16 protein-coding genes are annotated in these 24769 nt (G+C 65.1%); 7 read left to right on the forward strand and 9 right to left on the reverse strand.

Annotation, left to right across the window (positions count from 1 at the left end):
* Window positions 1-24: 24 nt before the first annotated feature.
* Window positions 25-2436 carry a pre-peptidase C-terminal domain-containing protein gene (locus B7L05_RS16465; RefSeq protein ID WP_085811371.1) on the reverse strand — a complete coding sequence of 804 codons (2412 nt, stop codon included), beginning with the start codon at window positions 2434-2436 and terminating at the stop codon, window positions 25-27.
* Between the two features lie 172 nt (window positions 2437-2608).
* The gene (locus B7L05_RS16470; RefSeq protein WP_085811388.1) at window positions 2609-3724 is read right to left on the reverse strand and encodes a glycosyltransferase family 4 protein; all 1116 of its coding nucleotides are present in this window, start codon (window positions 3722-3724) and stop codon (window positions 2609-2611) included.
* 235 nt (window positions 3725-3959) lie between these two features.
* On the opposite strand from B7L05_RS16470, the gene B7L05_RS16475 reads away from it, so the two are divergent.
* From B7L05_RS16475 to B7L05_RS17265, 5 genes are all read left to right on the forward strand, one after another.
* Entirely contained in the window at window positions 3960-5321 is a 1362-nt protein-coding gene (locus B7L05_RS16475) for an O-antigen ligase (protein WP_179187256.1), read from the forward strand.
* 65 nt (window positions 5322-5386) lie between these two features.
* On the forward strand, window positions 5387-6070 hold the full coding sequence (locus tag B7L05_RS16480) for a polysaccharide biosynthesis/export family protein (RefSeq protein WP_256926810.1): 684 nt from the start codon (window positions 5387-5389) through the stop codon (window positions 6068-6070).
* Window positions 6071-6084: 14 nt separating this feature from the next.
* Window positions 6085-8301, forward strand: a complete 2217-nt coding sequence (locus B7L05_RS16485) for a GumC family protein (RefSeq protein WP_085811390.1) — start codon at window positions 6085-6087, stop codon at window positions 8299-8301.
* Window positions 8302-8373: 72 nt separating this feature from the next.
* Entirely contained in the window at window positions 8374-9534 is a 1161-nt protein-coding gene (locus B7L05_RS17260; protein ID WP_144037356.1) for a hypothetical protein, read from the forward strand.
* A gap of 34 nt (window positions 9535-9568) precedes the next feature.
* Window positions 9569-9871 (forward strand): hypothetical protein, encoded by a 303-nt coding sequence (locus B7L05_RS17265; RefSeq protein WP_144037357.1) that lies wholly within the window; start codon window positions 9569-9571, stop codon window positions 9869-9871.
* 127 nt (window positions 9872-9998) lie between these two features.
* On the opposite strand, the gene B7L05_RS17270 is transcribed toward B7L05_RS17265, so the two are convergent.
* The 6 genes from B7L05_RS17270 to B7L05_RS16510 all read right to left on the reverse strand — a co-directional run bounded on the left by B7L05_RS17270 (window position 9999) and on the right by B7L05_RS16510 (window position 21861).
* Entirely contained in the window at window positions 9999-10268 is a 270-nt protein-coding gene (locus B7L05_RS17270; protein ID WP_144037358.1) for a hypothetical protein, read from the reverse strand.
* A 46-nt stretch (window positions 10269-10314) separates the two neighbouring features.
* On the reverse strand, window positions 10315-10539 hold the full coding sequence (locus tag B7L05_RS17275; protein WP_144037359.1) for a hypothetical protein: 225 nt from the start codon (window positions 10537-10539) through the stop codon (window positions 10315-10317).
* Between the two features lie 508 nt (window positions 10540-11047).
* Window positions 11048-11632: a recombinase family protein gene (locus tag B7L05_RS16495; protein ID WP_085811374.1), complete on the reverse strand. Its 585-nt coding sequence runs from the start codon at window positions 11630-11632 to the stop codon at window positions 11048-11050.
* A 184-nt stretch (window positions 11633-11816) separates the two neighbouring features.
* Window positions 11817-19997, reverse strand: coding sequence for an S-layer family protein (locus B7L05_RS16500; protein WP_144037360.1), 8181 nt, complete (start codon window positions 19995-19997; stop codon window positions 11817-11819).
* Between the two features lie 87 nt (window positions 19998-20084).
* Window positions 20085-20531, reverse strand: a complete 447-nt coding sequence (locus tag B7L05_RS16505) for a hypothetical protein (RefSeq protein ID WP_085811376.1) — start codon at window positions 20529-20531, stop codon at window positions 20085-20087.
* 106 nt (window positions 20532-20637) lie between these two features.
* Window positions 20638-21861 (reverse strand): O-antigen ligase, encoded by a 1224-nt coding sequence (locus B7L05_RS16510; RefSeq protein ID WP_085811377.1) that lies wholly within the window; start codon window positions 21859-21861, stop codon window positions 20638-20640.
* Between the two features lie 283 nt (window positions 21862-22144).
* On the opposite strand from B7L05_RS16510, the gene B7L05_RS16515 reads away from it, so the two are divergent.
* On the forward strand, window positions 22145-23104 hold the full coding sequence (locus B7L05_RS16515) for a tyrosine-type recombinase/integrase (RefSeq protein WP_085811378.1): 960 nt from the start codon (window positions 22145-22147) through the stop codon (window positions 23102-23104).
* A 50-nt stretch (window positions 23105-23154) separates the two neighbouring features.
* On the opposite strand, the gene B7L05_RS16520 is transcribed toward B7L05_RS16515, so the two are convergent.
* Window positions 23155-23358, reverse strand: coding sequence for a hypothetical protein (locus tag B7L05_RS16520; protein WP_085811379.1), 204 nt, complete (start codon window positions 23356-23358; stop codon window positions 23155-23157).
* A 611-nt stretch (window positions 23359-23969) separates the two neighbouring features.
* On the opposite strand from B7L05_RS16520, the gene B7L05_RS16525 reads away from it, so the two are divergent.
* The coding region (locus B7L05_RS16525; RefSeq protein WP_256926811.1) for a replication initiator protein A at window positions 23970-24769 on the forward strand (800 nt) is incomplete at its 3' end.

The following is a 24769-nucleotide window of genomic DNA, read 5'->3' on the forward strand; positions in this document are numbered from 1 at the left end:
ACTGCTGATGCTTTGCAGGGTGGATCAGCCGAACGCGGTGTCCGCTGTCAGCGTGTATGCGCCCTGGCCCTGTCCTGACACGACCACGTAATAGGTGCCGGCGTCAGACGCGGTGAAATCGATCTCCGCCGCATTGCCCGGACCATCGGCGAAGGCCAGCAGCAGGCCGCTGGCGTCGTGAACGGCAAGCCTGCCGTCGATGCCGGCGCTGTCGAACATGAGGTCGATCTGCGCGCCTGCGTCCACGTCGAGCGTGAACCAGTCGTGATCGCCCGCCTTTTCCAGTTGATCGCTGGTCGCGTCGTTCAGGACGTGGCTCGTTTGCTCGCGGCCGAACAGCGTATCGCCGACCCGACGTTCGCCGATACCCCAGTTGATCCAATGCTGCAGCGCCCCGTCGGCGCCCAGTTCGGCCTGCTGAAGATCGGTGTAGCTGAGCAGATAACCCACCTCGTCAAACCCCGATGCCATGCGGCCTTCCTTGAAGCCGTCCTTGACATAATGGTTGGTCGCGGCTGCCTCGTTGTTGCCGAGAACGGCGACCAGATCGATATTGGTGGCCAGATACTCGCGAGCATCGAAATTCGCGGTTCGGCCTTCGGCAAAGCCCCACCGCACATAATGCGTCGTCGCCGCTGTCGTGTCGGTGCCATAAGCGGAGAGCAGGTCGGAATAGGACGCCAGATAGCGCAGGCCATCAAAGGATTCGGTGCGCCCTTCGGCCCGCCCCCACTGAATGAAATGCGCCGCACCTGCATCCGCATCGGCGCCATAGGCACCGATCAGGTCACCATAAGAGGCGACATATTCCAGCCCGTTGAAGGTGGACACGCGGCCCTCGGCTGCGCCCCAGCGCAGATAATGGTTCGTGCCCGCCTGCGCATCTGCCCCCAGCGCACCCGACAGATCGGCATAGCTGGCGACATATTCGAGGGCATGAAACCGGGTGGCGCTGCGTCCTTCGGCAAAGCCGGTCTGCACAAAGTGCGCAGCGGCTGCATTGCCGTTGGTGCCAAAGGCCAGCGCCAGATCGCGGCTGCTGGCCGCATAGCGCAGGGCGTCGAAGTCCTTCGCCTGGGTGAGCGCGTCGGACCAGCTGGCCACGGTGTCGGCGAACTGGACACGCTCGACGTTCGAGACGCGGTGGGCGCCTTCCTCGCCGACCAGGAACGTCTGCCCGCCCGAGACCAGCTTGGTATAGCTCGTGCGGGTGCCCGACAGGACAATGAGGTCGTTGCCTTCGCCCCCGTCGACCACATTGTTGCCGCCACCCGGGATCAGCACGTCATCGCCGCCAAGGCCGGAAAGGCGATTTGCCGCCGCATTGCCAGTCAGCGTATTGGCCAGCGCATTACCGGTCGCGTCGATCGCGCTTGTGCCGGTGAGGACCACATCCTCCACGTCGGCCGTCAGCGTCACGCTAACGCTGGCATAAACCGTGTCATGACCCTCGCCGGGCAGCTCGATGACCTGATCATCGACGGAATCCACGACGTAGCGATCGTTGCCCGTCCCGCCGGTCATCCGGTCTGCGCCGGCGCCGCCATCGAGCAGATCGTTGCCCGCGCCGCCAAACAGGCGATCGTTGCCCGCCATGCCGCGCAGCGTATCATCACCATCAAGGCCGCTAAGATCGTCGCGCCCGCTGGTGCCGATCAGGGTATCGGCGTTCGCGCTGCTCACAATGTCATTGTCGCGGATCGCGATCTTCACGATCGTGCTATCCGTTCCGGTATCGAAGATCTGCCCCGACGCGGTGATGCGGATCGCGATCGTCTCCTGCCCTTCGGCAAGAAGATCGTCGAGCACCTCCACCGATGGCAGCGCAATTTCATAGTTTCCGGCCGGCGAACGGGAGATCTGATAGCTGCCCAGATAGTTCGAGACGTTGACGTCGACGCCATTGATCGCGGTCGACTGATCGGCGACGACCGACATCGACACCGTCGTGCTGACCTGGCTCACGTCCTTCAACGTCAGCGTGATCGCCCCGCTCGCATCGCCTTCCATCAGAACCGGTGGCGCGGTGATGAAGGCTGTGGCGACTAGGCTCTGATCAACAATAGAAAAGCTCGTCTTTATACCCATAGTCTCGAGTTCGGACGCATAGTATGTTTTATAATTACCGGCCTTATCCCAGACACGCGCATAATCCACGTAATAGGTTCCGGCGCCCGACGAGGCGCTAATAAACTCGCTACTTGTAGATAGTCCATCTGAGAAGCTATCTGAGCTATCCAAAATAGTTAAGTTATTGTCGGCGCCGTACTGGCCCTGCCAAGAACTTTTAAAACTAATGTATACGTAGTCGACACCCAACCCTTCGTCAGTCGCGCTGGCGGATACGCTGATTGTCTTGTTGCCTGTTGTCACATCCACGGAAGTTGGAAACGTCAGCGAAGTCAGAACAGGCGCAATCGTATCGGCTTCGGCCATCTCGCAAACTCCCCCATCGCGTCTGTCGCGACCCTTGGTTTCGGCTACTTGCCGAAAAGGGTAACGGTATCAATGGGTAAAGATTCGGAAGCAGATGTTTGCTGTTCCCGCGTGTGAACGACCAACACTGGTATCGTCACCGCTCGCGCGGCGCCCGCTCAAGCAACAGGCGCTACGCCTGATCGTCACCCATCAGCGTGGCGTACAGGCGTTCGTCCACCTTCTTGACGTCAAACCTCGCCTCGGCGATCGATCGGCTCTCGCGGCCCATCGGAACGGCAAGGTCGGGGTCGGTGCAAAAGCGGCGCATCGCGTCCGCCAGGCTTTGTGCGTCGCGCGCGGTCACGAAGAAACCATTGACGCCAGGGACCACCGTCTCGCGGCATCCCGGTACGTCCGATGTGACAACCGCGCGGCCCATCGCCATCGCCTCCTGCGTGCTGCGCGGCACGCCTTCGCGGTAGGAGGGGAGAACATAGACGCGCGTTTCCGCGATCGCGGCGCGCACGTCGGGCAGCTCGCCCGACCATTCCACCGCGCCCGTGGCGGCAAAGCCGCGCATCTGATCGGCGGAAATTCCGCCGGGACTGGGGTCGAGCCCGCCGACCAGGCGAAAGCGCGCCTCGGGGAACTCGCGCTTCAGCACGCCGGCCGCTTCGACGAATTCGAGCACGCCCTTTTCCCGTAGCATGCGCGCGATCAGCAGAAACGAGGGCGGGCCGCCCGGCACGGGGGTGTCGGCGAATTCGTCGAGATCCACGCCGATGCCACCAAGCAGCATGGTGCGGTCCTGCGCAACGATCCGCCGCTCGACGAATTCCGCGCGGTCATCCGGGTTGAGGAAGATGACACGATGCGCGCGTGCGAACGATGCGCGCAGCAAGGATATGGCCAGGGTTCGCGATGCCCGCTTGGCCAGCCCGTCGGGGCCGCTCGAGATGAACAGATAGCCAAGGCCCTCCACCATGCCGATGCGACGCGGCACGCGCGCCAAGGCTGCGGCGAGCCCGCCATAGATATTGGGCTTGATGAAAAACGTCAGGCTGACGTCGGGCTTTTCACGCCGGAACCAGCGCGTCAGATCGCGCAGCGTGCGCAGATCGGACAGCGGGTTCTGCCCGGCACGGTCGATATGATAGGTGTGGGCGGTAACGCCCATGTCTTTCAGGTGCTGCGCCTGCTCGGCGTCATATTCGGGGGCTAGCACATGAACATCGTGCCCGCGCCGAACCAGCAATTCGAGCAGGTGCCCACGAAACCGGATCAACGTATTCGCGGCGTTCGACATCACCGTTATTTTGCGTGAGCCGTTCGGCCCCCGGCGCTGCTTCGCACTGTTCAGCATTAACAACTAACCCGTATGATATGCGTCGAGCCCGATCAGATGGGCAGGCGCGCTAGACAAGGCCCCTGGCCAGGTCAACGGCTCGCCCCGCTTCGGCTTTCGCCCGTCGGCCTGCTCGTCTATCAGGGCTGTTATGTCGGTCCGTTCCCCCTCGGTCCCAAGGCCGGGCCTTGCCGTTGTGCTGTTCGCCATTCTTGCTGCCGGGCTGTGGTTGGCCGGCGGGGCGTCACGACCCGACGTGCTGGCTCAGCCGCTGATGCAGGGCATTTGTTGGCTGCTGCTGATCACCCTTATTCTGGCTGGCCGGCCGCTGCGGCTCGGGGAGGCGCGGCCGTTGCTTTATCTCCTTGGTGCCATGCTGGTGCTTGCGTTGCTGCAGGCGGTGCCATTGCCGCCATCGTTATGGCTCGCATTGCCGGGACGCGCGCTGTTTGCAGAGGCGGCTGCGGCGTCTGGTCAGGCGCAGCCCTGGCGACCATGGGCGATCGTGCCGAGTGGGGCGATTAATGCCGCCCTCTCGCTGATCGTGCCGATCACTGTTCTGCTGCTCCTGGCCGCAATGAAGGATGCCGAACGTCGTTGGCTTCCTGCCACCTTGCTCGCGCTGATCACGGCATCAATGCTGATTGGCCTGCTGCAATTCTCCGGCGCTTCCTTCAACAATCCCCTGGTGAACGACACGCCGGGGCAGGTGAGCGGGAGCTTTGCCAATCGTAATCACTTCGCGCTTTTTATGGCGATCGGCTGCCTCGTCGCACCGGCATGGGCCTATGCGGGGGGACGTCGGCCCGAATGGCGTGGGCCGACGGCACTAGGCCTGGTGCTGCTATTTGCGCTCACCATTCTGGCCAGTGGGTCGCGGGCGGGCATTCTGCTCGGCATTTTGGCACTCGGTTTTGCTGCACTCATCACCGGGCGATCGATCAGGCGGTCAATGAGCCATGCGCCGCGCTGGGTATTCCCTGCGTTGATCGTCGCGATTGTGACGGTGCTGGCACTGTTTGTCGTATTGAGTATCTCGGCGGACCGGGCAGTGTCGATCAATCGGGCGCTGACGATGGATGCTGCCCAGGACATGCGCCGCCGCGGTCTGCCGACGGTTCTTTCGATGATCAGGACGTATTTTCCGATCGGCAGCGGTCTTGGTGGCTTTGATCCGCTGTTCCGCATCCATGAGCCGTTTGCGCTGTTAAAGCCGACCTATTTCAATCACGCGCACAATGATTTTCTTGAGATTGTGCTGGAAGCGGGCCTGCCTGGCGCATTGCTGCTGCTGGCCGCGATCGGATGGTGGGCATGGGCCAGCGTGAACGCGTGGCGGGCAGGTTCGCGCACGGACATGCTGCCCCGGCTCGGCTCAGCGATCATCCTATTGGTGCTGGCAGCCAGCGCCGTTGATTATCCGGCGCGCACCCCAATGATCATGGCAGTGCTTGTGATTGCGGCGACATGGCTCCATTCGGGGGCCGGCGCGGATGCGGGTGTTGGGGAAAGTCGCTCCCTTCGCTCGGCTTTACCGCGCAAAAGCCAGCATCTATAGCCAGGCAGCCCCTTTGTCGGTCTGGACACCCCACACGCATGCGTAAATTTTGTGCCGTTTTGTTGATGGCCGTTGTCTTGTCTGCCTGCGGCGGACGCGAGCCATTGCGTTCGTCGTCGCAGCTTACCGTGGTCCAGAACGAGGCAACGCTGCCAGCGCCGGATCGTAATGATCTGACCGCCGCCGATCGACCGTCGCTGATCGGGCCGCTCGATACGATCCAAGTCGATGTGTTCAACGTGCCCGACCTCAGCCGTGAAATGCAGGTCGATTCCAGCGGGCGCATTTCCATGCCGTTGATCGGCACGATTGATGCACGCGGTAAGACCGCGAGCGAGCTGGCAAGCGCAGTGGAAGCCGCGTTGCGCGGCCGCTACGTCCGCAACCCGGACGTTACCGTAAACATTAAGAGCTCGGTTAGCCAAGTCGTTACTATTGATGGCCAAGTGATCGAGCCCGGACTTTACCCAGTTACCAACCAGATGACGCTCTTGCGCGCAATCGCCTCGGCCAAGGGGCTGGCTGAATTCGCCAAGCAAGACGATGTTGTTATTCTGCGCACCGTGAACGGCAAAAAGATGGCCGGGCTTTATAATATTGACGCTATTCGCCGCGGGAATTACAATGATCCGCCAATCTATGCCAATGATGTAGTTGTTGTCGGTGATTCTCCGCAGCGTCGTTTGTTCCGTGATTTCGTGTCGCTTGCGCCACTGCTTGCCGCGCCGCTGATCGCGATTGTAAATTGAGATTGGCTGCCGACATGAACTTGCTTTCGCCCCAACCGCGTGGTGGCATTTCTGCTGGTGGTGCCACGCCGGTTAACGGATCAGGCGTTGTGACCGAGTCGATGCCGATCCTGCGCCAATACCTGCGGATCGCCCTGCGCCGACGTTATGTCATCATCGGTTCAGTAGTGGCCTGCGTTCTCTTGGGGCTGATCATCACACTGCTGATGACGCCCAAATATACGGCGACCTCTACCATCGAAATCTCGCGTGAAGCGGATAAGGTCACAAACTTTCAAGGGGTAGAACGCGAAGCGAGCGTCGCGGATCAGGAGTTTTACCAGACGCAATATGGGCTGCTCCGGTCGCGCTCGCTGTCAGAGCGGGTAGCCGCGCAGCTGCGGCTGGTCGATAGTCCTGAATTCTTTGCCATGTTCGGCAAGTCGAGCGATCAGCCAGCGTTTCAGCAGGTCAATGGCCGCTATCCTGCTGCTGGCCGCGCAGCGCGTCAGCGTGCCGCGGGTGAAGTCCTTCTGAAGAACCTTGGTGTTGACCCAACACGCCTCTCGCGCTTGGTCGATATCCGCTTCACGAGCCCTGATGCGGCATTTTCGGCCAAGGTTGCCAATGCTTGGGCCGAGAATTTCATCCAGACCAATCTAGAACGCAAGGTGCAGGCCACGTCCTATGGCCGCGATCTGCTTCAGCGTCAGCTTGCCGAATATAAGAATCGCCTCGATGAATCGCAGCGTCAGCTTGTCGGTTATGCTTCTGCCCAGCAGATCATTAACCTTCCTTCGCAAACGACTGGGGACAACCGTACTACGTCCGAACGGTCGATCGTTGCTGATGACCTTGCCGCGTTGAATGCCTCGCTGTCGCAGGCAACCGCAGACCGTATCCAGGCCGAGGCGCGTTATCAGCAGGCGGGGCGCAGCGGTGCGTCAACCGAGGCGTTGCGTAATGTTGCCATCAACAACCTGCGCCAACGCCGCGCAGAGTTGGCGGCGGAATATCAGCAACTGATGGTTCGTTTCGAACCAGGCTATCCTGCCGCCCAAGCTATCCAGTCACAGATTAACCAGCTTGATCGGTCAATCGCGCGCGAGGAAGGCCGAGTTTCTGGATCGCTTCAGGCGGATTATCGCGAGGCGGTGGAGCGCGAACGTGCACTGCAGAGCAAGGTCAACCAGCTGAAAGAGAGCTATCTCGATCTGCGGCGACGCTCGATCCAATATAATATCTATCAGCAGGAAGTGGACACGAACCGCGCCCTGTATGATGGCCTGCTCCAGCGCTTCAAGGAAATCGGGGTTGCGGGCGGTGTAGGCGTCAACAATGTGTCGATTGTTGATCCGGCCGACGCGCCGCAAAAGCCGTCGAGCCCTCGGCTCCTTCTCAATCTCGCCGCGGCCATTCTTGCCGGGCTTGTTCTTGGCACGGCGCTGGCCTTAGGGCTTGAGCAGATCGACGAGGCGATCGCGGACCCGGCCGAGGTTGAACGGCGCCTCGGTCTGCCGCTACTTGGCTCGGTACCCAAGGTGGAGGGGGCAACGCCCAAGGAAGCGTTGCAGGATCGCAAATCCGAACTGGTCGACGCCTATCTTGCGGTGCAGACCAACCTGGCATTCACGACGCAACACGGTGTGCCACGCTCCTTTGCGGTGACATCGACGCGACCTGCGGAGGGCAAGTCAACCACCGCCCTTGCGCTCGCCACCATGCTCGCGCGTGCACAACGTCGGGTCATCCTGGTCGATGGTGACATGCGCTCGCCGTCGGTGCATCACCTAGGCGGCGTTGATCATGATCGCGGCCTCAGCAACTTCCTGTCCGGCGAGAATGACATCGCCTCTTTGACCTTCCAGATGAAGGATCTTGGCCTGACCGCGATGTCGGCTGGCCCGATTCCGCCAAATGCGGCGGAGCTACTGACCGGCAATCGATTGTCGCTGTTGATAGAGCAGTTGCTGCAAAACTTTGACCACGTGGTGATCGATTCACCGCCGGTCATGGGCCTTGCCGATGCGCCGCTGATCGCAAGTCAGGTTGAAGGTGTCATCTATGCCGTCGAATCCCACGGCATTCGTGCAACGCTGGTGAAAACCGCTCTGAGTCGGCTTACCAGTGCAAACGCGCATGTTCTGGGCGGCGTTCTGACAAAGTTCGAGGCGCGCAAGGCAAATCTCGGCTATGGCTATGAATATGGCTATGGCTACGGCCGGGAACGCGGCAACGAGGCGGCCGGTTAAGCCATGGCTGGGCGTCGGTCAGCCGGACGTCGCACACCGGCACAATGGGTCGTGCACGGTGGCCTGGCGCTAATGACGGCGGTGCTTGGCTACGTTGGCACCAGCCACAGCATGGCATTTGTCACGCAAAAGACCCGTCCGGCACTTGCCCATCGACAGGCACCTGGCAACGGGATGATTACCGCAGAACTGGTAGAAAAGCGGTATATCGACGATCAGGCGAAGGCTGCGCAACCGGCCATTGCCCGGCTAGCTCGGCAAGCGCTGCAGCAGGATCCGACAACGGTTAAGGCTGTCGCAGCTTTGGGATTTCAGGCGCAGGAGCGTGGCAATGTCCCAGGCGCTCGTCGCCTGTTCGCCTATGCAGATCGTTTGTCACGTCGGCATATTTTGACGCGTTTGTGGGCAATCGAGGACGCTGTGGCGCGGAACGACGTGCCAAGCGTGCTTCGCCAATATGATGTTGCGTTGCGCACGTCCAAGAAGACGCCCGATATCCTGTTTCCGCCGCTCGCAAACGCAATTTCCGATGCGACAGTGCGCGATGGCGCAGTTGCGACGCTCGCGCGCAAGCCGATCTGGGCACCTGCTTTTGTGGCGTACGTCGCAGCCAGTGGTAATGATCCAAAGGCCGTTGCTGATCTACTGCGTCGGATCAACCATCTTGGCGTAACGGTAACACCTGAAGCCACAGCTGTTGTCATTAATCGGCTGATCGGTAGTGGGTCAATCGCGGCAGCATGGCAATATTATGCAGCCATGCGCCCCAATGCCGATCGGGGTCGCTCGCGCGATCCGCAATTCACGGCCAATCTCGATCACCCATCGTTATTCGACTGGGTAACGGCGAATGAAAGCGGCATGTCCACGTCAATACAGCGTGGCACAAAGGGCGGGGTATTCGATTTCGCTGTATCGTCGGGCAACGGCGGCATGCTGCTTCAGCAACTCCAGTTGTTGCTGCCTGGCACTTATCGATTGACCGGTCACAGCAGCGGAATTGAACAACCGGACAGCGCCTTGCCCTATTGGGTGCTGAGCTGCCCGGGACGTCGCGAACTAGGTCGGGTGATCATACCCTCTTCACGCCGGAATAACGGCACGTTCACCGGGCAGTTCGTTGTGCCAGCGGGCTGTTCACCGCAAACATTGGCCTTAGTTGCGCGGCCTTCCTATCAGATTTCGGGCGTGTCGGGTCAGATCAATCAAGTCCAGCTTGTACCATTGCAGTGATTGGACGCAAAGAGGAACGAGAGTGCAATTATACATGCCGACGCTGATCGGGCTGGCTTTGCTGCTTGCAACATCAGCGGGTGCCCAGGTTCGCGATGACCAGAATGGCGGCACCGCCCGTATAGGAAGCGGCCAGATCGGGGTACGCCAGACCCGCGATGATGCGCCATCGAGCATTCAGCCCACAGGCCGCATCCAAAGCCGCGTTGCCAATCGAGTCCAATCCCGCATCCGCAACCGGATCGATCGCTACTATAATCCTCGCGCGAACGCGATTTCACCATTCGCGGTCGCTGACGGCCAGGCACGCACAGCGGGCACACGACCGCGGCCGTGACTCACAAACCAGTGAATAAGGCATAACCTGCATGTGATAATGTCCTTTATCAAACCAAATCATGCGTTGCGCGTCTGAGGGCGTTGCAACCCGCGATGATGGCGCTTTTGGCATACCGGTTTACTTATCAATCCTCATCGTCCGCGAACGAGTAGTAACGCGACAATCGGCGCACCGGATCGTACTTCGACGCGGCATGCAATCGCCGGCGGATGAGGATCCCGTGCTGCTCGAGATACGCTTCAGCCCGCCCGCGAAGCTCGCGCGAGACGGCGAGGTTGGATGGGCCATGCAGCCCCTGCAAGCTCCACCTCCCAGGATCACGCTGAAGATGCACAACCGCGCGGTCATGTCCTTCAAGCTCAAAGATCCCGAATGCGCACAGGTTGTCGAGCACGTCAGCGATGTAGACGCGCGCACAGTTGCGAAATTGGTGAGCGACATCACGCAGTTCTTGGCCAGAACTGATTGGCAGGTACGTCGCGCAGCCGGGGATCGGATGCGCGGAAAAGACGTCTTGAGCGACCAAGCCTCGCCACTTCGCGCAACTGGCGCTTGTGGGTCTCGAACGCGGTAATCATCGCCGCCCGATCGGGGCCGCGTGCGGAGATCAGGTCGATGAACAACTTGAGATCGCGGGCGTCCCGCAGGCTGACAATACGATCCACAAGGCCTTAGGCGCCGAGCATCGGCAGGAAGCGCTCGGGCCGCCCTGAGCTTGGCCAGGAAAACGATGGAGAGCCGTTCGATCAGGCGGCGAAGCGAACCATCGGATGCGTTGAGCAGCGCCTGGAGGTAGCTGTAATAGCGCCTCGGCTGAACCGCCGTGTCGGTTCGCGCCAACGCACCACGCCTGCCCGAAGGCACCTGACCGAACGCTGCTTTGAGGATGACATCGTGGTCTGCATGACGAAGCAGCCATGCTGCCCGGAACTACGGAAATCAGAACAAGGACGGTCGACGGAGTTTCAACTCGCTACTATTTTTCAGTCCTGCGATGGTGGCCAGACCATGACCAGGCGTCCCGTCTACACGATGTCTTTCAAGCTTGGTCGATAACCCGCCGACCGTCTGCTCAAAGAACTATGCGAGGCTGGTGGGAAGTATGCGCGCGTTCTCACGCCGCAGCTGGTTCTAATCACCGTCGACAGCGAGCTTTCCGTCGACCCGGAATAATCACCCTGTCCGCGCCGCCTTCTCCACTCTTTGAATTGCGGCGCGGGACACGCTGTACTGCTTTGCCAACACCCCTAAGGAAGTACCCGCTGCACGAGCGGCCAGGATCTCCTTCCTTTGTTCGGGGTTGAGGGACGGCCGACGGCCGAGCACTTTTCCTTCGGACTTGGCACGCGCCAATCCCGCCTGCGTACGCTCAATCAGCAGATCGCGCTCCATCTCGCCGACCGCCGCAATCACGGTCATCGTCATACGGCCAGCGGCACTGGTCAGGTCCAGCCCGCCCAATGCGAGGCAGTGTACGCCAACACCGATTGTCGCTAGCGCGTCAACTGTGGTCCTGACATCGGACGCATTGCGTCCGAGACGATCAAGCTTTGTAACCGCGATGCGATCCCCGTCCTCAAGCCGGTCGACCAGCCGCCGGAACTCGGGCCTTTCGAATGCGGCTACGGCGCCAGAAATCGTTTCCGAGACAATCCGTCGCTTGTCGATCGCGAAGCCCGCGGCCTCGAACTCGAGGCGCTGGTTTTCAGCGGTGAGATCAGATCGAGAAACGCGGAGATAACCAAATGTTCGACCCAGACAGACCTCCCGTGTATCGAAAACCTGTCACGGATTATACGGTGTATCGGAAGCACTGCTACATTAATATTCGATACGGCTGTATGAGGTGGCTCTAAAACGGTCGGTTGCGATACACCAAGTGACGCCCGACTGGCGATGTGTCGACAGCACGACACGTCGCCAACGCGCGCCTCTGCCACGATCAAAACCGAAGTCGCAGGCCGGTGGTGATCGTCTCCTGGTGGTCGTCGCGGCCGGTTTGGGCGGAGGCGGTGCTGAACAGGTCGAGCCCGCCGGTCAGGCGATAGCTGATCCCAGCCGAGGCGGTGCCGACGAGCCGCGCGCGGGCGGCGCCGATCGCGGAGAGCCCGAGTGGCCCGCCGGCGTAGCTCGCCAGCGCGTCAGTGCGGCGCCCCTCGATCTGGTAGCGCGCGCCGAGCGCGACGAACGGCCGGAACGGCGCACTCGAAGCGTCGCTGCGCGCCAGCATCACGCCGCCGTCGACGAAGCCCGCGACGTGGCGGTCGCGTGCGACATTGAGCGCGAACGCCCCGCCGGTCTCGGTCACGCCATCGCGCGTGGTGCGCAGATAGGTGACCCCGGCGCGCGGCCTCAGCGACCATTCGGCGCCCATGTCGAGCGCGTAGCTGACCGAGAGATCCGCGACCCAGCTATGAAGATCGTAGCTGCCGATCGCGCGCGCGGTGCCCGGCAGCGCGCGCGTGGTGCGCGCTTCGCCGCCGTCGTACAGCACCGAGGCGGTGAGCCCGAAGCCGTTCGCGGCGTAGCGCGCGTGCACGCCCGCGACGAAGCCGTCGCTCTCGGTCTCCGCCCCCAGCGCGCCGATCGTCTGCCGCGTGTCGAGATAGCCGCCGAACGCGCCGACCGCGAAGCTCGTGTCGCCATAGCCGATCCCGCCGAGGAAGCCGTAGCCGCGCGTGCGCGCCTTGGCCGTGCCCTCCGCCTGGTCGGTGCCGAGCGTGTGCCACTGGCCGACGCCCTGGCCGAAGGTGAACAGCCCCGGATCCTCGCGCAGTGTGGCGAAGGCGGGGCCGCGCGCCGCGCCGGCGAGCGTCAGCGCATTGTCGACCCCCGCCTGCGTCGCTGAGGCATAGGGCTCGGGCGTCAGCTGCGCGAAGGCGCGCGCGTTCGACGTGCCGTCGGCATTGAGCAGCGCGGGCAGCGCGGCGAACAGCGTGCTCGTCGCTGGCTGCGCCGGCAGCGTGGTATTGGCATAAGCGATCGAGCGCGCGACCTGCGGGGTGAAGCCCGCGCCGCCGAGGAACTGGCCGAGCAGCTGGATGCGATCGGCGCGCTGGACGACGAAGCCGAACAGGCTGTCGGGCTTCACCACCGTCGTATAGCTGCCGGTGATCCCGCCGCTCGCCACCACCAGATCGTACGACGTGCCGGGGCGGATCGTGCCGAGCGGGGCGAGCTGCAGCGTCGCGCCCGAGGCGATCGTCACCGCGCCCGTCACCTGCAGCCGGTCCGCGCCCGTGGGAGCGACCTCGAACAGCGACAGCGAGCCCGCACCGAGCGCGACGTTGCCGGTGACGCTCATCGTACCGACGCCAGTCGCACCCGGACTGAGCGTGCCGGCGACCGCGAGGTTGCCGGTGACACTGCCCGCCGAGCCGAAGGTCGCACCTTGGGCGACGGTGATCTGGCTGGCCGTCAGCGTCGAGCCAGCCAGGCCGACAAGTCGACCACCCGACATGTCGACAATGCCAAGCGCGACCGTGCCCGACAGCGTCGCGAACCCGCCACTCTGCGCGTAGCGTTCGACGTTGGTGATGCCGGCGAAGGCCACCGGCGCCGTGGCGCTGCCGCCCGACACCGCGATCGTGTCAGTCCCTGCACCGCCGTCGACGCTGCCGGCGAAACCGCCGGCGATCGTGAAGCGATCGTCGCGTGCGCCGAACTGGACCTGGCCGGCGGTGAGCGCGGCGTCCGCGCCGAGGGCAAGGTCGGTACCCGCGGTGATGCGCTGATAGCCTTGCGTACCGGCGAGCGTCAGCGTGCCGCTGCCCTCGGTCGCGAGTAGCTCGAAGCCAGTGAGCGTGCCGCTCGCGAGCGTGCGGTTGCCGGCGAGTTCGAGCGTCGCGGCGTCGGTGCCCGCGCCGCCAGCGACGGTGCCGGCGAGCGTGCTGCCCGCTGCGAGCCGCAAGCTGTCGTCGCCTGCGCCGAGATCGACCGCGCCGGCGAGCGTGCCGCCATTGGCGATCGTCAGCGCCTGCGTGCCGTCGCCGAAGCCGAGCGCGGCGCCCGGCGTGCCGAGCGTGCCGGTGATCGTCAGCGCGCCGCCCGCGAGCGCCACCTGCTCGAACCCGGTGACGATGCCGCCGAGCGTGACGGGCGTGGTGCCGGTGAACGCCAGCGTATCGCTGCCCGCGCCGCCATCGGCGTTGCCGGCGAAGCGGCCCGCGACCGTGAAGCGATCGTCGCGCGCGCCGAACTGGACCTGACCCGCGGTGAGCGACGCGCCGCTATCGATTGCGAGATCGGTGCCCGCGACGATGCGCTGATAGGTCTGCGTCCCCGTAAGGGTCAGCGTGCCGCTGCCCTCGGTCGCGAGCAGTTCGAAACCGGCGAGCTGGTCGCCCGCGAGCGTGCGGTTGCCGGCGAGCGCGAGCGTCGCGCTGTCGGTGCCTGCGCCGCCGAGCACGGTGCCGTTGAGGATGCTGCCCGCGGCGAGCCGCAGCGTGCCGTCCCCGCTGCCGAGATCGATCGTGCCGGCAAGCGTGCCGCCCGATGCGACCGTCAGCGCCTGCGCGCCGTCACTAAAGGCGAGCGTGGTGCCCGTCGTGCCCAGCGTGCCCGTTACCGTCAGCGCGTTGCCGGCGAGCGCAAGCCGCTCGAACCCGGTGATCGCGCCGCCGATCGTGACGGGGACGGTATCGGCAAAGGCGATCGTGTCGCTGCCCGCGCCGCCATCGGCATTGCCGGCGAAATTGCCCGCGATCGTGAAGCGATCGTCACGCGCACCGAACTGGACCTGGCCCGCGGTGAGCGACGCGCCGGTGCCGACGGTGAGATCGGTGCCCGCGACGATGCGCTGATAGCCTTGCGTCCCGGCGAGCGTCAGCGTGCCGCTGCCCTCGGTCGTGAGCAGCTCGAAGCCGGTCAGCGTGCCGCCGGCGAGCGTGCGATCGCCGGCGAGTTCGAGCGTCGCATTGTCGGTGCCCGCGCCGCCCGCAACGGTGCCGGCGAGAATGCCGCCCGCCGCGAGCCGCAGGCTGTCGTCGCCCGCGCCGAGATCGATCGCCCCGGCAAGCGTGCCGCCCGGCGCGACGGTCAGCGCCTGCGCGCCGTCACCGAACGCGAGGCCCGCGCCATTGCTGCCGAGCGTGCCCGCGATCGTCAGCGCGCCGCCGGCGAGCGATACCTGCTCGAAGCCGGTCGCGGTGCCGGCGAGCAGCACCGGGCCGCTCGCGGTGAAGGCCAGCGTGTCGCTGCCCGCGCCGCCGGCATAGCTGCCGCCCGCGCGGCCTGCGCCCAGCGCCAGCGTATCGTCGCCGCCGCCGAGCGAAACCGCGGCGAGATCGCCGTCGACCGCCAGCGTCTCGCGTGCGTCGCTGCCGGTCACCTGGCCGACGGTGAACCCGCCGAGCGCGAGGGTGAGCCCGCTGCCGGCGAGCGCGATCTGCTCGAACGACTGGTCGAGCGCGAGCGACAGCGTGCCGTTGCCCTCCACCGCCAGCTGTTCGAACCCGCTGCGCTGGCCGATCCCGCTGCGGTCGCCCGCTAGCACGACGCGGTAGAGGTCGCTCCCCGTGCCGCCGTCGACCGGCCCCGCGCTGCTGCCGGCATAGTCGACGAACACGTCGTTACCGCTGCCCAGCAGCACCGCGCCGCCGATCGTCCCACGATTGTCGACGCGGTCGTTGCCGCCGGCGAGATCGACCCCGCCGGTGATCGTGCCGCGATTGTCGAGCGTCTCGTCGGCGTCGCTGCCGGTGACGGTGATCGCCCCCGCGCTGCTCAGCGTCTGCCCCGCGGCGACGCTGATCGTGCCGCCCATCACGCCGATCGTGTCGAAGCGAAAATTACCCGAATAGGCGACACTGCCTTCGCCGATCTGCGCGAAGCGTTCGAAATTGACGAACTGGTCACCGTTGACCGCGCCGCCGCCGGTTGCGTCGATGATGAGGCTGTCGCTGCCGAGCCCGGCGTCGACCGTGCCCTCCAGACCTGCGCTGGCGCGCTGCACGAAAGTATCGTCGCCCAACCCGAGGAACACGTCGCCCGCGATCCGGCCGCTGTTCTCAATCCGGTCGTCGCCCGCGCCGAGCGCGATCGAGCCGATGATCGTGCCGGTGTTGACGATGCGGTCGCTGCCCGTTCCGGTCGTCTGGACCGCGCCGGCGAGATAGGGCGCCCCGGCGATCGCGCCGAGCTGGTCGTCCGCCGCCAGGATGGTGCCCGCGCCGCCGCGGATCGTGCCCGTGTTGGTGAGGTCGAGCGCGGCGTCGAGCGCGATCAACGCGACCGAGCGCGCGCCCGTCGCCTCGATCGTGCCATCGTTGGCAACGCTGGCGGTGACGCCCGCGGCGTTGCGCCCGCTCAGCCACAGCGCCGCGGCGGGATCGCTGAAGCTGATCGTCTCGCCATCGGGGAAGGTGAAGCTGTCGACCGTCCCGCCGCCGTTGGCACTGATCGTGCCCGTGTTGGCGACGCCGATCGTGCCGCTGCCGGCCGCGCCCGAATAGCCGTAGAGTTCGACGTACGCGCCGAGCGCCGCTTCGTCGGTCGCGGTGATCGTGCCGCTGTTGGCGAGCGTCACCTTGCCCGTGCCGCCGTTCGACACGTCGACGGTGATCGCCACCGCGTTCTCACCGTTGGTGATCGTGCCGCTGTTGGTGAGCGCGGCGGTGAGCGACGCGGGTGCCGTCTCGACCGGTGGGAAGCTGTGGATTTGCTGGAGCCCGACCGAGATGCCGCCGTCGATCGCGCCGCTGTTGGCGGCGGTGATCGCACTGGCGTCATAGCCCTGCAGCGAAACAGCGGTCTGCTCGCGATCGTTGGCGATCGTGCCGCCATTGTCGAACGCGAGCGTATCGATCGTGTCGAGGCTCACCGCCTGGCCGGCGAGGCTCGCGCTGCCGATCGTGCCCGTGTTGACGAGGCTCCGCACCCGGCCTTCGACGCCGCCGTCGATCGTGCCCTGGTTCTCGAGCGCGATCGGCGTGGTGAGGCCGACGACGGTCGGGTCGCTGCCATAGGTGGGATAGGCGAGCACCGCGCCGGTGATCGCCGCGGTGTTGACGATCGTGCCGTCGCCCGACAGCGCGAGATCGCGCGCGAACGGCGTGGGCGCGGCGATCGTCACCACCGTGTCGCTGCCGAGCGCACGCACGCCCTCGACCTCGAAATTAGTGACGGCAAGCGCGCCGAGCGTGACGGTGCCGCTCGTCCGGCGCGCCTGGATCAGCGTATCGATCCCCGCCCCGCCGTCGACCGTGCCGCTGACGCCGGTCGTCTCGCCGAAGGCGACGACCGTGTCCCGGCCGTCACCGAACGTGAGATTCCCGGTGATCGTCCCACCATCGGCGATGTACGTCGTCGAACCGTAGGAGAAGGCAAAAGCCGATACGTTACCTGCGATCGCGCCGCGGTTGATTAGCGCGCCGCCACCCAGCTGGACCGCGGTGACGCCGCGGATCGTCCCGCCCGCCTCGTTGACGATCGTGCCGGTACTGCCGCCGACGATCGCGGTGCCGCGCGTGCTCTCGATCGTGCCGCTGTTGGTGATCGTGCTGTTGCCGAACCCGCTCTGCACCGCGGTGCCTACGGCGCGAATCGTTCCGCTGTTCGCAAGCGTGACCAGGTTCGCCAGTCCGGTCGCACTGACCCCAGCCGCCGTGATCGTGCCCGTATTGATCACATCGCGCACGCCGCTCACTGCGATGCCGCCGCCCCTGACGGCAATCGTGCCGTTGTTGGCAAGCGTGTCAGCCGTGAGGATGGCCGTGGCGGGATAATAGCTGCCCGGCGTGTTGATGACGCTGATCGTGCCGTTGTTCGTGAGATCGGCGGTGCCGCCGAGGATCGCGGCGAGGCCGTAGGAGAAACTCTGCGACCCGACGGTCAACGACAGATCGCCGTTGTTGACGATCGCAAGGTCGCGCGCCGGCCCGGTGAGCCCCTCGGTCAGCTGCGCGATGGTGAGGATCGTCGCGTCGACGAGCGTGCGATCGGCGGTCGAGATCGCCCCGTTCAGCGTCACGCTGCCGTTGCCGGCGAGCCCGATCGAGGTCGCGATCGGCTGCGGCGCGGTCAGCGTCAGCGCGGCATCGTTCGACAGTTCGTAGGCGAGCGCCTCGAACCCGCCGGTGAGCGCGAGCGTCGCGCTGCCATCGGCGGTGACGCGGGTGCGCAGCGTGTCGTAGCCGTCACCGGCATCGACCCCGCCGGTCGCCCCGGCAAGCGGACGCGCGGGATCGCCGCCCAGTGTCACCACCAGTTCGTCGTTGCCGCCGCCCAGCCGGATCGCGCCCGCAACGCTGCCACCGTCGTCGACGAACACGTCGTTGCCGAAATCGTAGAAAAAGGGCGAGGTGAGATCGACGCTGCCGACGATCGTCCCGGCGTTGACGATGCGGCCCGAACTGCCGCTGCTGGCGATCGCCAGCGTGCCGCCGCTGATCCGACCGCCCGCCGCGTTGTTGAGCGTCGCGCCGCTCAGCGTCACGCCGGTGGTGCCACCGGTGATCGTCCCGCTGTTGGTCAGCCGTCCGCCGAGCAGTGCGACGCCGGTGGTCGCGCCCGCGATCGTGCCGCTGTTGGTCGAGGTCGTCGCGCTGCCGGCGTAGAGGCTGGCGCCGATCCCGCCGGTCGAGCGGATCGTGCCGCTGTTGTTGAACGCGCCGAAGCTGTCGACCGACGCGGCGGTGCCGCTCGCGGTGATGCTGCCGCTGTTGGTCAGCTGCCGGAACGCACGCACGCCCGCGCCGCCGAGCGACGTGATCGTGCCGCTGTTCGTCACCGTATCGGGCGATCCGACCGCGAACTGGCCGGTCGTCGCGGGGCCGGCGTTGGCGAACGTCGCGGTGATCGTGCCACGGTTGTCGAAGGTGAGCCCGAAGCCGCTGAAACCGGTCGTCACCGCCGGCCCGCCCGTCACCAGCGCGGTTTCGTTGACCACGGTACCGCTGCCCGACAGCGCGACGCCATTGCCCGTGGTGAAGCCGGTGGCGAGCGTCGCGGTGGCGTTGTTCGACAGGTCGAGCCCGAGCAGCTCGAAATTGGTCGGCAGCACGGTACGCGTGATCGTCGTGTCCGCATCGATGCCGATCGCCAGCGTGTCGGTGCCCGCGCCGCCGTCGATCGCGCCGGTGATCGAGGAGACGCGCCCGCTCGCCGCGTCGAACCGCGCGCGCAGCGTGTCGTCGCCCGCGCCGAGCGCGAGGCTGCCGTTGATCGTGCCGCTGCGCGTGTCGATCGTGCTACCCTGCCCCGATGGCGCGGTCGAGACGACCGATCCGTTGATCGTCCCGGCGTTGGTGAGGTTGAGCGTGCCGGTGGTGCGGATCGCGGTCGCGCTGCCGCCGATCGTCGCGCCCGCCGCATTGCTGATCGTGACGAAGCCGCCGCCGCTGACCGTCGCGGGCGTGCCGCTCGACACGATCGAGCCGGTGTTGACAATGTTGAGCCCCGCCTGCGTCGAGGCGATCGCCGCTCGGCTCGTGCCGTCGATCGTGCCGGCATTGTCGATGTAGGAGACGGTACCCGCGATCCCGCCGGTGATCCGCCCGCCGGCGCGATTGTATACCGACAAGCCGCCAAAACCGGTCTGGTCGGCGAGGATCGCCTCGCCCGCAGTGCCCGCGATCGTCCCGGCATTGGTGATCGTCGCGCCGACGAAGCCGGCGGTGTTGGCGGGGCTGCGGCGCACGAGAATGCCCTGGGCACCCGAGACGGTGCCGCCCGCCGTGACGTTGATCGCCGCGCTCGACGAGGGGTAAATCGTGTACGTCGCGCCAGGGACGCAATAATTGACCGACGCGCCGGCATAGGGATCGGTGCAGACTTCGGTGCGCGGATCGCCCGTCGTCACGAACACGCCGGGTTTAGCAGCACCACCGTCGACCAATCCCAGGACGCGCAGCGTATTGCCCTGGCCGCGCGTGGTGATCGCCGCCGTGGCGGCGCCCGGCTGCACGCTCGCGCCGCGCGCGACGACGACGGTGGTATTGTCGGTCGCGACGGTCAGTCCGTCGGCGTCGCTGCCGGTGCAATTGACCGTGCCGCCGGCGACGGCGGGATCGGGGGTGCAGTCCGCCGCGGCGGGCCCCGCCAACATGATCCCCAGCGTCAGCGCACTCGTTCCCAGCGCAAGACGACGTACCTGCCGCCCACGCAGCCCACCATTACGACGCATGAAATCCCCCCTAGATCAGCAGCTTCCCTGCGCGACGCCGATCGACCTGTCGATAGTAGAAAACGACTGGTCGTGCCGGAATGGGCGTTATCGATATGCGCCGAGGAACAGATCCCCCAGCGCGCGGCGACGGAACAGCGTCGTCCAGCGGCGCCGGCGGTGCTCGGCGCGGTCGTGCGCCAGGTGGCAGCGCTGGCACAAGGCGGCGAGGTTGCGCGGGTGATTATTGCCGGGATCGTGATCGAGGTGCGCGGTCGCCAGTACGACCTGGGTCGTCGTCGCCGTCGGCTCGCCGGCGTGCACGGCGAGCCGCAGCTGGCGATTAGGCGCGACGCGGGTGCGCCGGCCGCGCGCGTCGCGCCAGCAGCCGCGCGCCGCATCCCACCAGCGCCCGTCGCCCAGGTGCGCCACCACCTGCCCGTGCGGCCGCCCGCACCGCTCGCAGCAGCCACGCGCGCGGGAAAAGCGCACCAGCGCCGACAGCTCGCGCCAGTCGATCGGGTAGAGCCAGCGGTGATCGGGGCGGATCGGCATCGTCCCCCTTCACCTACGCGCCCGCGCGCGCGCTGTCCGACGGATTGTCTGAATCAGTGCGGGCGCGGTGAGTCAGCGCGTCGATCAGCGGCACGTGGGCGGCGGGTCAATCGTCCAGTGCGGAATGGCGGCCCATCGCGCCTTCCTGCTGCCGCGCGGCAAGTAGTACCGCAAAGCCGATCATGATGGCCATGATGAAGCGCGGATAGTGCAGCATCCCTTCGAGCAGGCTCATGAACAGCAGCGAATAGGTCATGCCGGCTAACGGGCGCAGGCGTTCGTCGCCCATACCGGTGGGATGGATCGCGACGATCGCGCGGCCGAGCAGCCACAGCCCACCCGCGGCGCCAACGACGCCCCAGGAGATGAGGAATTGCAGCACCGCATTGTGCGGCTGGGTGTGCGACCAGCCGATATTGACCTCCCAGAAGGTCGATCCCGAGCCCCAGCCGAAAATCGGTGAGTCGAGCCAGCGATAGAAAGTGTCGTGCCACAGCCGCGTACGTCCTGAGGTGATCGCGTCGGCGCTTTGCAGGTTATCGCGCAGGAACAAGGCGAATTCGGGCAAATCGGGCGACAGCAATACTGCGCCAAACAGCGCTAGCGCGCTCAGGCCAGCGATTTGGGTCAGCGACCGTCCGTTCGGCAGGCGCCGCATGCTCGCGAGGGCTATCACCGCTACCATGCCCATCGCTAGGATCGCCGCACGGGTGCCCGACCAGCATGTCAGCCCGGTCGCAAGAAGATAGAATAGCTGTGTAGTGCCGCGTTCCTTCTGCCGGCCGTAAAGCAGCGCAACCATCAGTCCGGCAGCGATCGCGCCGGTCCAGGAGCCGAAATGTCGCACGTTGATGAAGCCGGGCAGCGCCGACGGCCAGTGGATTTGACCGCCTGGCACTGCTGATTCGGGTGGCGGGAAGTGGAATTTTAACGCCGTCAGCAGTGTCAGTGCGACCAGGCCGACACCCAGCCACAGAAAAAATGATTCAAGGCGAGCTGCGCGCTCCCGCTGCGCGAGAAAAAACATCGCTGCGGCAAAGCGCAGGTGGATGAGCGTGATGATCGAAAGCGTGATCGACGCCGGCACGTTGCGCGACACGAACACGCTGCTCGTCGTGAGGCCGATGCCGAGCAGTACTAACGCGATCTTGATGTCGCGGGGGAGCATTCGCCAGATCGAACCGTCATGATAGCCGCGTGCGATCGCGACGTGGATGATCGCTAGCTCGCAGGCGACGAACGGCAGCTCCATCAGCCGCGTCCATTCCGCCCAGGCCGGCTGCATCTGATACATGTAAACCGGATAAAGCACTGCCGAGAGGATCGGCATGGCAATGCCGACAACGATGCCGAGCCAAGTAAACAGATCTAGCCGTAAAACCGTTACTTTGGCCGTCGTTGCGTGATCCACCCTTGCCCCCATCTGCAGGCCGAGCCCTTGCGCAAAAGCTAGTGGAGCAGGGTTAATGGCTTGTTAGCTGGGCGATATTGACGATGTTGAAGAACTCTATGCGATGACATGTAGGACTGTCGACGTGTCGACAAAAGAATAACTCCATAGTGGACGTATTGACAGGGATTCACGACCCCGATCGTCATGCTACGCTAGCGGGATGACGCTCGTTGCTCTGCCCCCCCTCGCCCTGTCGCTGCCGACGATCGTGGCTGGGGCGGATGCGCAGGCGCAGCGGCATTTCCTCGAATTCTTCGCCGCGACGATCCGCAATCCGCATACGCGGCGGGCCTATGCGCGCGGGGTGGTCGACTTTCTCGATTGGTGCGCTGAGCGCGGCGTCACCGCTCTTCCCGCGATCCAGCCGCTGCATGTTGCGGCGTGGATCGAGGCGCTCGGGCGCGACGTGGCGGTGCCAACGGTCAAGCAGCGGCTCGCTGGGGTGCGGCATCTGTTCGACTGGCTGGTGCGATCGCAGGTCGTGCCGACCAACCCGGCGGTATCGGTGCGCGGCCCGGCGTACAGCGTGCGGCGCGGCAAGACGCCGGTGCTCGATCCGGCCGAGGCACGCCAGCTGATCGATGCGATCGATGTATCGACCGAAATCGGCCTGCGTGATCGCGCGCTGATCGGGCTGATGGTCTATTCCTTCGCCCGCATCGGCGCGGCGTTGGCGATGCGCGTCGAGGACGTGTTCGTGCAGAACCGGCGCCTGTGGGTGCGGCTGCACGAGAAGGGCGGCAAGCGGCACGAGATGCCGTGCCACCACAATCTCGACGAATATCTCCACGCCTATATCGACGGTTGCGGGCTGGCGGAGGATCGGCGCGGGCCGCTGTTCCGCACGATCGGGCGCGGCACCGGGCGGCTCAGCCAAACCCCCCTGCCCCAGGCCAGCGCGTATCAAATGGTGCGCCGGCGCGCGGCTGCGGCTGGGATCGCGACGCAGATCGGCAACCATTCGTTCCGCGCGACCGGGATCACCGCCTATCTCAAGAACGGCGGAACGCTCGAGCGCGCTGCGGCAATGGCAAACCACGTTTCGACACGCACGACGCAGCTCTATGATCGCCGCTCGGACGAAGTAACGCTCGACGAGGTCGAGCGGGTGCTGATCTGACGTCACGTGTCGCAGTGTCGACGGATCGACAGTACGACATCGTGCGGACGTCAGCGCACCACGGGCGGCAGTAGGCGTGGCCGATCATCGCGTGCGGGCGGCAGCGGCTGATACGACCAGCCGTCGTACAGGAAGCCGCGGCCGTTGGTGTCGTTACCGCTATCGCTTCTGCCGTTTCCATCGGCGTTGGCACCATTAATACCCGCGCGCGGCGCTTGGCCGAAGATCGGATCGAACTGGTTATCAGTACGCATGCTACACTCCCACGAACGGGGCCGTGCAACGGATGGTTGCCTTGTGCGTTCCGGGCGCCGGCGTACGCTTGGTGTGGGACGCCCCGAAACCGCGCCCAACCGATGCGTAGCCGTCAAATGGGCGAGAGCAGGACACGCCTCACTAAGGGCTGCCTGCGTCGAGCATCCTTATCCATCCTCAGGAACCGATCTTACGTGCGGCTATGATGCCGTCATGCCTGATGCCAGTACCAAGTGCCGCAGCCCAATGATGCCATCGCCTCATACCCTTGCGGCAGGCCCTCAACGCGTGAGATGGCTGTCGACACGTCGTCATGTCGATTGATTAGCACTTTCCGGTGGGACTAGTGATTTCCTACTCGAAAGCACGAATTGTACTGCGGCTGATGGGCGCTGCCCCTCATACGGGGGGCTCTGGCTCCCCAAAGTTCGTGCTTTCGAGTAGGAAATCCAACATGCCCCAAACGCCGTCCAAGCCGCCCACCGAAGCTTCCTCCCCAGCCCCAGCCCCGACTGCTGGCGAGACCCCTGCAAAGCCGCCGCAGAAGGCCGTGGCGCCGCGGCGTCGCGAGGTGTCGCAGCGCGATCTGTTCCAGCTCGACAGCCCGCTGATGGGCGAGATCCGTGGCGAGCGGTCGCTGATGGCGTTTCCCTTCTTCGCGCTGGCGAAGAGCGCGTGGATGAAGCCACTCGCGTACAACCACGGGCCGGTATCGATCGAGGTGCGGCCGTCGGCGAACGGCGTCGCGACGATCTACGACAAGGAGATCGTGCTCTATATCGCCAGTCTCATGGCAGCAAAGCTCGAGGCGGGTGAAGATGTCGCACAGGACTTCGTCTTCACCGCGCACGATCTGTTCTCGGTGACGGGGGCGAACCATTCGGCGCGGTCGTACCAGCGATTGTCGGAGGCGCTCGAGCGGCTGCAGGGGACGCAGATCAAGACCAATATCGAGGCGGGCGGTGAAGGTGAGGAAGGTTTCTTCTCGTGGCTGTCCGAAGCGCGGCTGCACTATTCCAAGACCAAGACGGGCGAGAAGCGGCTGAAGGCGGTCAAGGTACGGCTGTGCGACTGGCTGTACCGCGCGATCCTGCGCGACCGGCAAGTGCTCGACTATGCCGCGGCGTATTTTCAACTGGGGCCAATCGAGCGGCGGATCTACGAGGTGGCGCGCGCCGGGGGGGCGGTTGCGGGGGGTAATGGTGGGCTTGGGGAGGGCTCGGAGGGGGGGCTCGAGGGGGCCGGGGAGCGGTTCGAGGTCGATCTGGCGACGTTTCGGCTGCAGATCGGCTACCAGAACCCGCTCGCCAATTTCCGCAACGCGCTGAAGCAGATCGCGGGGACCGACACGATCCCCGACTATGACCTGGCGCTGGTCGAGGGGGGAGCGGGCGAGGCCGGCGACGGCGC

This window comes from Sphingomonas sp. TZW2008 (assembly GCF_002117915.1).
In the GTDB taxonomy this organism is placed as follows: Bacteria; Pseudomonadota; Alphaproteobacteria; order Sphingomonadales; family Sphingomonadaceae; genus Sphingomonas.